We start from the raw sequence: 8,010 nt of genomic DNA, 5'->3' as shown, positions 1-8,010 counted from the left end.
GGCCGGGGGACGGCGGGCAGGGTGTCGGCGCCCGGGGCGCGCAGCCAGAGGGATCCGCTCACCACAGGCTCCCGTCGGCGGCGAGTTCGCGGTACCAGGGGTCGGCGAGCCGCTGGGTCCAGTCGTCGCCCTCGTGGACGGGCAGGACGGGCTGGCCGGCGAGTTCGCGGTAGATGTGGCGGAAGCCGTCGACGGACTGGTGGAGGGTGAACTTCTCGATGACGCGCCGCCGGGCGAGCCGGCCGAGCTCGGCGCGGCGGGCACCGTCCCGTAAGAGGGCGAGGGCGGCGCGGGCCATGGTCTCCGGTTCGCGGGGCGGGACGACGAGTCCGGTGTCGCCGACGGCCTCCCGGACGCCGCCGACGTCGGTGGAGACGGTCGTGCGTCCGCAGGACATGGCCTCGATGATGCTGAAGGGGAAGCCCTCGCTGATGCTGGAGAGCATGACGATGCTGCCGGCGGCGTACGCGTCGGCGACCCGCTCGATGCGGCCCTCCCAGGTCACTCCGTCGGCGACGCCGAGTTCGGCGGCGAGCTTCTCCAGGCCGGTCTTGTGGTCCTCGCAGCCGGCGGGCACGGGGCCGAAGAGGCGCAGCCGCAGCTCGGGCAGTTCGCGGCGCATGAACGCGTAGGCCCGCAGGAGGGTTCCGAGGTCCTTGATGGGGTCGATGCGGCCGCACCAGCTGAGGGTGGGCACCTCCGGCTCGGGGCCGGCGTCGGGGAAGGCGTGCGGGTCGACGCCGTTGTAGACGGTGCGGATCCTGTCGGCGGGTGCGCCGCCGCGCTCCTCCCAGCGGCGGTTGTACCGGTTGCAGGGCGTGATCAGGTCGGCCTGCCGGTAGCCCTCGGTGTTGAGCTCGCGGTAGAAGCCGAGGACGAGGGCCTTGACGGGCCAGCGCTGGGCGGCGCTGCGGTAGCCGAGGTAGCGCTCGCGCAGGTAGATGCCGTGCTCGGTGAGCAGGAAGGGGACCCCGTCCAGGTGTTTCGCGGCGAGGGCGGGGAGCGTGGCGATGCCGCTGCTGACGGCGTGGGCGACGCAGTCGGGCGGGATCCGCACGCACAGCGGACGCAGCGCGTGCTCCAGCAGGTCGGTGGCGGTCAGCGCGTCGTGGACGGTCGGTGCCGCGGCGGCGGTGGGCAGGCCGGGGCGGGTCCAGACGGCCGTGAGCAGGCGCAGGACGGACTCGGAGCGCAGGGCCGGCGCGAGCTGCCCGGCCCGGGCGAGCACGGCGAACTCGCGCAGCGCCTCGCGGAATCCGCCGGCGGCGGGGTCGAGCAGGGACAGCAGGAAGGTTTCACAGGTTTCGGCGAAGCGGCGCCGCGCCGCGCCTCCCCGGAGCCTGCGGCCGCGTCCGGGAGGCGGCCCCCACAGCGGGAAGGAGGTGTGCCGGTAGACGTTGCGCGGCAGCTCCCAGGCGACGGGCTCGCGGCCGGTGCCGGTCAGGGCCGTGACGTTGAAGTCGACTTCCGGCATGCCCCGGACCAGTTGGTCGCACCAGGTGCTCACTCCCCCGTGGACGTGCGGGTAGGTGCCTTCGGTGAGCATGGTGACGTGGCGCCCATGGCTCATGCGGTGTGTCCCCCCAAGGACTGTTGCGTCGGTTCGCGCAGGAGCAGGACTGCGGCCGAGCGGGCTGCGCGGCCCGCTCGGCCGGGTGGATCGGAGGGCCCGGCTCAGCCGGGCAGGCGGAGCACGACCGCGCTCTGCAGGAGTTCGGGCCCGGTCCAGGCGGAGCGGGTCCCGGCGTACGCGGTGCCGAACTCGGCGGTGCCCAGCAGGAGCTGCTTGCGGGTGCCGGTCGGCGCGGTGACCGGGGCGAGGACGCCGGAGGGCGCCTTGACGGTGACGGTCGTGCCGATGCGGTAGGCGGTGACGCGGCCCGCGGCGAGCGCCTTGTCCCAGGCGGCGCGCCGGCCGAGCTCGACGCCGGTGTCCTTCATGCTCTGGTTGACGAGCGGCGCGCTGGGCGCGAAGAGGGTCCGGTAGTCGTCGAGGACCCGGTCGAGGACGGGGTAGAGGGTGCGGTCCTCGGCGAGGTTGGACTGGTGGACGTAGTGCGGCCGCGGGTCGTTGGCCAGCACGTGGCGCAGGGCGGTGCGGGCCTCCTGCGGGACGATGTGGCCGAGGTAGCCGGTGGCGGTGTCGAGCGGGGCGGGCAGGCAGGTGGAGGTCGCCGGGTTGTCCTCGCACAGGCCGCTGCCGCCGTGGGCGCGGCTGGTGTAGATCCAGTTGTACTCGTCGGCCATCTCCGCGTTGGTGCCCGTGTTGTAGTACACGTTCATCGGGTGGCGGGGGACGGTCAGGGCCGCGCCGACGGGGCGCTGGGCGGGCTCGCGGGAGTTGTCGCTGCCGACCCACTTGACGCCGTTGTCGGCGAGGGCCCCGGCCAGGTTGGGGTTGTCCTGCGGCTGCTGCGGGAGCGTCCTGAGCCCGGAGTGCTCGCCGGTGACGAGTTCGGTGCGGTCGAGGGGGACGCCCTTGGCGGCCGCCCAGTCCACGTTGTCGCGGATCTGCGCCGAGATCTCCGCGCGGCTCATGTACTGGACGTTGCCCTGCGCGTCCTTCTTGCAGGTCCACGGGTCGGCGGCGGTGTCCTGGACGCAGCCGAGGAAGGGGTGCGTGTAGGTGTGGTTGAGCCAGCGGAACCGCGCCTTGTCGGCGAGCAGCTGTGCGGTGAGGGCGTCGGTGCCGCCGTTCTCGGCCTTCCACTCCTCGCCGGCGCCGGCGTTGAAGAGCATGTCGAGCCTGAAGCCCTTGGCCTGCTGCCACTGGACGGCGTACCGGGCGTCGTCGGCGGTCATCCGGATGGTGCTCTCCCGGCCCTCGCCGCCCGCGCAGGCGTAGTCGCCGGGCGTGCAGTTGAGCTCGGTGTTCCAGCGGGCGTCGGGCGCGAGGACGTCGTCGACGTGCACGGCGAAGTAGTTGCGGCTGCGGCCGAGGTGCACGCCCTGGGTGAGCCAGTCGACGATGCCGCGGGCCAGCAGCCGGAACTGCCGCTGGTGCTGGTTGTAGCCGAAGGTGACGACGAGCTCGGTGCGCCCGTCGTGCGCGTACTCGCCCACCAGCGAGGCCCGGCCGGCGCCGGCGGGCGCGTCCACGAAGCTGGTGTAGCCCGCCCGCGGCCGGCCCATGAAGCCGTAGCTCTCCGGGACGAGCGGGGAGTTGTCCTCGAAGGCGACCTCGCCGCCGAGGTAGCCGAACGGGCCGGCCGTGCCGGCGGCGGTGACGGCGGCGCGCGTCCCGTCGAGCTGCCCGCTGTAGCCGCCGTTGTCGGTGTACTCCAGGCCCACGCCGGGGTGGGCCCAGGTGTAGGCGTCCACCTGGCGGATGCCGAACGCCGTCTCGTACGCGGCGAGCGCCGCCATCTCGGCCGAACCCTCGCCGAACGGGTTCTCGTTGGGCAGCACCACGCCCTGGTACTTCGCGCGCGGCCGGCCGTCGACCGTGTCGCTGAGGAAGGCGGCGTCGATGACCGGGCGGCCGCTCGCGCCCAGCAGGACGCGCGTGTAAGGGACCCCGGTGTCGCGGAGCTCCGCGGTGATCGCCTCGACCGAGCTGCCGCCGTCGTCGACGACGAGCACCTTCAGGTCGATGCGCGGTGTGGCCGCGTCCGCCGCCTCGGCGGACGCGGCGGGCAGTGCCATGGACATCAGCGCGGCGGCCGCCAGGGCTGCCGCGGTCCTGCTCGTCCGGTTCCTTATGACCATGTCGGCCTTTCCCCCCGCAGGCGCAACCCGGCGCGGCCCCGGCGGTGGGGCCGGGCCGGGGAGGCTCTGTGGAAATCATGCAAAGGAACCCCGCGTCCCCTTGCGATCGAGTGGCCCGAGTCTCGCGGCAGCCGGAGCGTGCGGAGAGGCAAACCCGGACCGATGACCACGGACGGGTGAACCGGGGGACGCCCTGTTCGAACACCTCGGCAAACCTTCGAGTGGCGTGCGGACAGGCCCCTGCGCGTAGGCTCATTTCTGGCGGCCGCCGGGCCGGAATACGATCGCTGCCGGAAGGCCGTCCACCCACTCGGCCCACAACACAAACGGAAGCGAGACCTCACCACCGTGACTGCTCTGACTCTCAGCACTGCCGGCGCGGCGACGCTGCGCGCCGACGCCCTCGTGGTCGGCGTGGCGAAGGGCCCGAAGGGTCCCGTCGTCGCCGCGGGCGCCGAGGCCGTGGACAAGGCGTACGACGGGAGGCTCGCCGCCGTTCTCGACGCGCTGGGCGCCACCGGCGCCGAAGGCGAGACCACCAAGCTGCCGTCCCCCGACGGCCTCAAGGCCCCGGTCGTGCTGGCGGTCGGCCTCGGCCCGGCTCCCGACGAGGACGAGTCGTTCGACGAGGAGGCGCTGCGCCGCGCCGCCGGCTCCGCGGCCCGCGCGCTGCACGGCAGCAAGAAGGCCGCCTTCGCCCTCCCCCTGGAGGACGCCTCCGCCGTCACCGCCGTCGCCGAGGGCGCGCTGCTCGGCGCGTACGCCTTCACCTCCTACCAGGGCGGCGGGAAGAAGGGCGCGGCCGCGAAGAACGGCGGCCCCAAGCTCCCCCTCGCCGAGGTGGCCCTGCTCGGCGCCAAGCCGCGCGACAAGGAGCACAAGGCCGCGGTGGAGCGCGCGATCGTCGTCGCCTCCGAGGTCAACACCGCCCGCGACCTGATCAACACCCCGCCGAACGACCTCACCCCGGCCGCGTTCGCGTCGATCGCGTCCGCCACGGCCAAGGAGCACGGCCTCAAGGTCCAGGTGCTCGACGAGAAGGCCCTCACCAAGGGGGGCTACGGCGGCATCATGGGCGTCGGCAAGGGCTCCGAGAACCCGCCGCGCCTGGTGAAGATCACCTACACCCACCCCGGGGCGGAGAAGCACCTCGCCTTCGTCGGCAAGGGCATCACCTACGACTCGGGCGGCATCTCGCTGAAGCCGGCCGGCCACAACGAGACGATGAAGTGCGACATGTCCGGCGCCGCCGCCGTGTTCGCCTCGGTCGTCGCGGTGGCCCGCCTGGGCCTGCCCGTCAACGTCACCGGCTGGCTCGCCCTCGCCGAGAACATGCCCTCCGGCTCCGCCACCCGCCCCGGCGACGTGCTGCGCATGTACAGCGGCAAGACCGTCGAGGTCCTCAACACCGACGCCGAGGGCCGCCTCGTCCTGGGCGACGCGCTGACCAAGGCGTCCGAGGAGAACCCGGACGCGATCATCGACGTGGCGACCCTGACCGGCGCGATGGTCCTGGCGCTCGGCGACCGCACCTTCGGCATCATGGCCAACGACGACGCCTTCCGCACCGCGGTCCACGAGATCGCCGAGGAGGTCGGCGAGCAGTCCTGGCCGATGCCGCTCCCCGCGGACCTGCGCAAGACGATGGACTCCCCCACCGCGGACATCGCCAACATGGGCGTCCGCATGGGCGGCGGCCTCGTCGCCGGCCTGTTCCTGCAGGAGTTCGTCGGCGAGGGCATCACCTGGGCCCACCTCGACATCGCCGGTCCGGCCTTCCACGAGGGCGCCCCGTACGGCTACACCCCCAAGGGCGGCACCGGCTCGGCCGTGCGCACCCTGGTCCGGCTGGCCGAGCGGACCGCCACGGGCGACCTGGGCTGACGCCCCCGCCCCACCGCCCCGGCGGTGTGACGCACGACGCACCCCGGCCCCGGACGGCAGGTCCGCGGGGCCGGGGTGTTCACCCACGACGAAATCCGCAGGTTTCTACGCTTCGGTAACCCCCTCGTCCGGCAGAACGACCTGCCACAGTCCGGGCCCGGCGTCCCGCGTTCCCCCGACAAATGCGAAGATGGGTTCTCGGCAGGACAGGGCCCCCACCACAGGGCCGAAGAAACAAGCGGCCGAATACCAGCCGCCGCCCGGTCACAGAGGACCGGTGCCCGGCGCACATGCATGGAGGACGTGACGTGGCGAACGACGCCAGCACCGTTTTCGACCTAGTGATCCTCGGCGGTGGCAGTGGCGGTTACGCCGCGGCTCTGCGCGCTTCCCAGCTGGGTCTGGACGTTGCCCTGATCGAGAAGAACAAGCTCGGCGGCACCTGCCTGCACAACGGCTGCATCCCGACGAAGGCCCTGCTCCACGCGGGCGAGATCGCCGACCAGGCGCGCGAGGCCGCGCAGTTCGGCGTCAAGGCCTCCTTCGAGGGCATCGACATCGCGGGCGTGCACAAGTACAAGGACGACGTCATCGCGGGCCTGTACAAGGGCCTCCAGGGCCTGGTCGCCTCCCGCAAGGTGACGTACATCGAGGGCGAGGGCCGGCTGTCCTCCCCGACGTCCGTCGACGTGAACGGGCAGCGCGTCCAGGGCCGCCACGTCCTGCTGGCGACCGGTTCCGTGCCGCGCTCCCTGCCCGGCCTGGACATCGACGGCAACCGCATCATCTCCTCGGACCACGCGCTCGTCCTGGACCGCGTGCCGCAGTCCGCGATCATCCTCGGCGGCGGCGTCATCGGCGTCGAGTTCGCCTCGGCCTGGAAGTCCTTCGGCACCGACGTCACGGTCATCGAGGGCCTGAAGCACCTCGTCCCGGTCGAGGACGAGAACAGCTCCAAGCTGCTGGAGCGGGCCTTCCGCAAGCGCGGCATCAAGTTCAACCTGGGCACCTTCTTCGAGAAGGCCGAGTACACCGAGAACGGTGTGCGGGTCACCCTCGCCGACGGCAAGACCTTCGAGGCCGAGGTGCTGCTGGTCGCCATCGGCCGCGGCCCGGTCTCCCAGGGCCTGGGCTACGAGGAGCAGGGCGTCGCGATGGACCGGGGCTACGTCCTGGTCGACGAGTACATGCAGACGAACGTGCCGACGATCTCGGCCGTCGGCGACCTGGTCCCGACCCTGCAGCTCGCGCACGTCGGCTTCGCGGAGGGCATCCTCGTCGCGGAGCGCCTGGCGGGCCTGAAGACCGTCCCGATCGACTACGACGGCGTGCCGCGGGTGACGTACTGCCACCCCGAGGTCGCCTCCGTCGGCATCACCGAGGCCAAGGCCAAGGAGATCTACGGTGCGGACAAGGTCGTCGCCCTGAAGTACAACCTGGCGGGCAACGGCAAGAGCAAGATCCTGAAGACCGCGGGCGAGATCAAGCTCGTCCAGGTCAAGGACGGTGCCGTGGTCGGCGTCCACATGGTCGGTGACCGGATGGGCGAGCAGGTCGGCGAGGCCCAGCTGATCTACAACTGGGAGGCCCTGCCGGCCGAGGTCGCGCAGCTCATCCACGCGCACCCGACGCAGAACGAGGCGCTCGGCGAGGCCCACCTGGCCCTGGCCGGCAAGCCGCTGCACTCCCACGACTGATCGTCCCGGGCGCGACGACCACTTCCGCACTTTCACAAGGAGCAACTGAAACCATGGCGGTTTCCGTAACCCTTCCGGCGCTCGGCGAGAGCGTCACAGAGGGCACTGTCACCCGCTGGCTGAAGGCCGAGGGCGAGCGCGTCGAGGCCGACGAGCCGCTGCTGGAGGTGTCGACCGACAAGGTCGACACCGAGATCCCCTCGCCCGTCGCCGGCATCCTGGCCTCGATCAAGGTCGCCGAGGACGAGACCGTCGAGGTCGGCGCCGAGCTGGCCGTCATCGACGACGGCTCCGGCGCCGCGGCCGAGGCTCCCGCCCCGGCCGCCGCCGAGGCCCCCGCCGAGGCCGCGGCTCCGGCCGCCGAAGCCCCCGCGGCCGAGGCGGCCGCCGCCCCGGCTCCGGCCGAGGGCGCTGCCGGCACGGAGGCTCCCGTTCGGCCCGCGCGGCGTACGCGGTCGGTGTCGGAGGGCTCGGCGAGCCAGGCGGCTGCGGTTCCGGCGGAGGGTGCGGAGGCTCCGGTGCGTCCGGTGCGGCGTACGCGGTCCGCGGCGGACGGCTCGGCGAGCCAGGCGGCTGCGGCTCCGGCGGAGGGCGCGGAGGCTCCGGCCCGGCCCGCGCGGCGTACGCGGTCCGCGGCGGACGGCTCGGCGAGCCAGGCGGCTGCGCCCGCGACCCCGCCCGGCGAGGGCGGGGCCCCGGCAGCCGCGGGGGAGGAGCGGCC

At 73.0% G+C, this 8,010-nt stretch carries 5 protein-coding genes; 3 read left to right on the top strand and 2 right to left on the bottom strand.

Going from position 1 to position 8,010, the window contains the following annotated elements:
- Positions 1–58: 58 nt before the first annotated feature.
- Together pelF and EF903_RS24290 are read right to left on the bottom strand one after the other, a co-directional pair.
- Entirely contained in the window at positions 59–1,570 is a 1,512-nt protein-coding gene (gene pelF / locus EF903_RS24295) for a GT4 family glycosyltransferase PelF (protein ID WP_125546547.1), read from the bottom strand.
- Positions 1,571–1,674: 104 nt separating this feature from the next.
- Positions 1,675–3,708 (bottom strand): hypothetical protein, encoded by a 2,034-nt coding sequence (locus EF903_RS24290; protein ID WP_125546545.1) that lies wholly within the window; start codon positions 3,706–3,708, stop codon positions 1,675–1,677.
- A gap of 348 nt (positions 3,709–4,056) precedes the next feature.
- Between EF903_RS24290 and EF903_RS24285 the strand changes: the two genes are divergently transcribed.
- The 3 genes from EF903_RS24285 to EF903_RS24275 form a co-directional block, all read left to right on the top strand.
- Positions 4,057–5,592, top strand: a complete 1,536-nt coding sequence (locus EF903_RS24285; protein WP_125546543.1) for a leucyl aminopeptidase — start codon at positions 4,057–4,059, stop codon at positions 5,590–5,592.
- A 308-nt stretch (positions 5,593–5,900) separates the two neighbouring features.
- On the top strand, positions 5,901–7,289 hold the full coding sequence (gene lpdA / locus EF903_RS24280; RefSeq protein WP_125546541.1) for a dihydrolipoyl dehydrogenase: 1,389 nt from the start codon (positions 5,901–5,903) through the stop codon (positions 7,287–7,289).
- 53 nt (positions 7,290–7,342) lie between these two features.
- The coding region (locus tag EF903_RS24275; protein ID WP_312845956.1) for a lipoyl domain-containing protein at positions 7,343–8,010 on the top strand (668 nt) is incomplete at its 3' end.

Source organism: Streptomyces sp. WAC05292 (assembly GCF_003949955.1).
GTDB lineage: Bacteria > Actinomycetota > Actinomycetes > Streptomycetales > Streptomycetaceae > Streptomyces > Streptomyces globosus.
The sequence above is the reverse complement of the archived record's forward strand: the minus strand, read 5'-3'. Positions and strand labels throughout refer to the sequence as shown.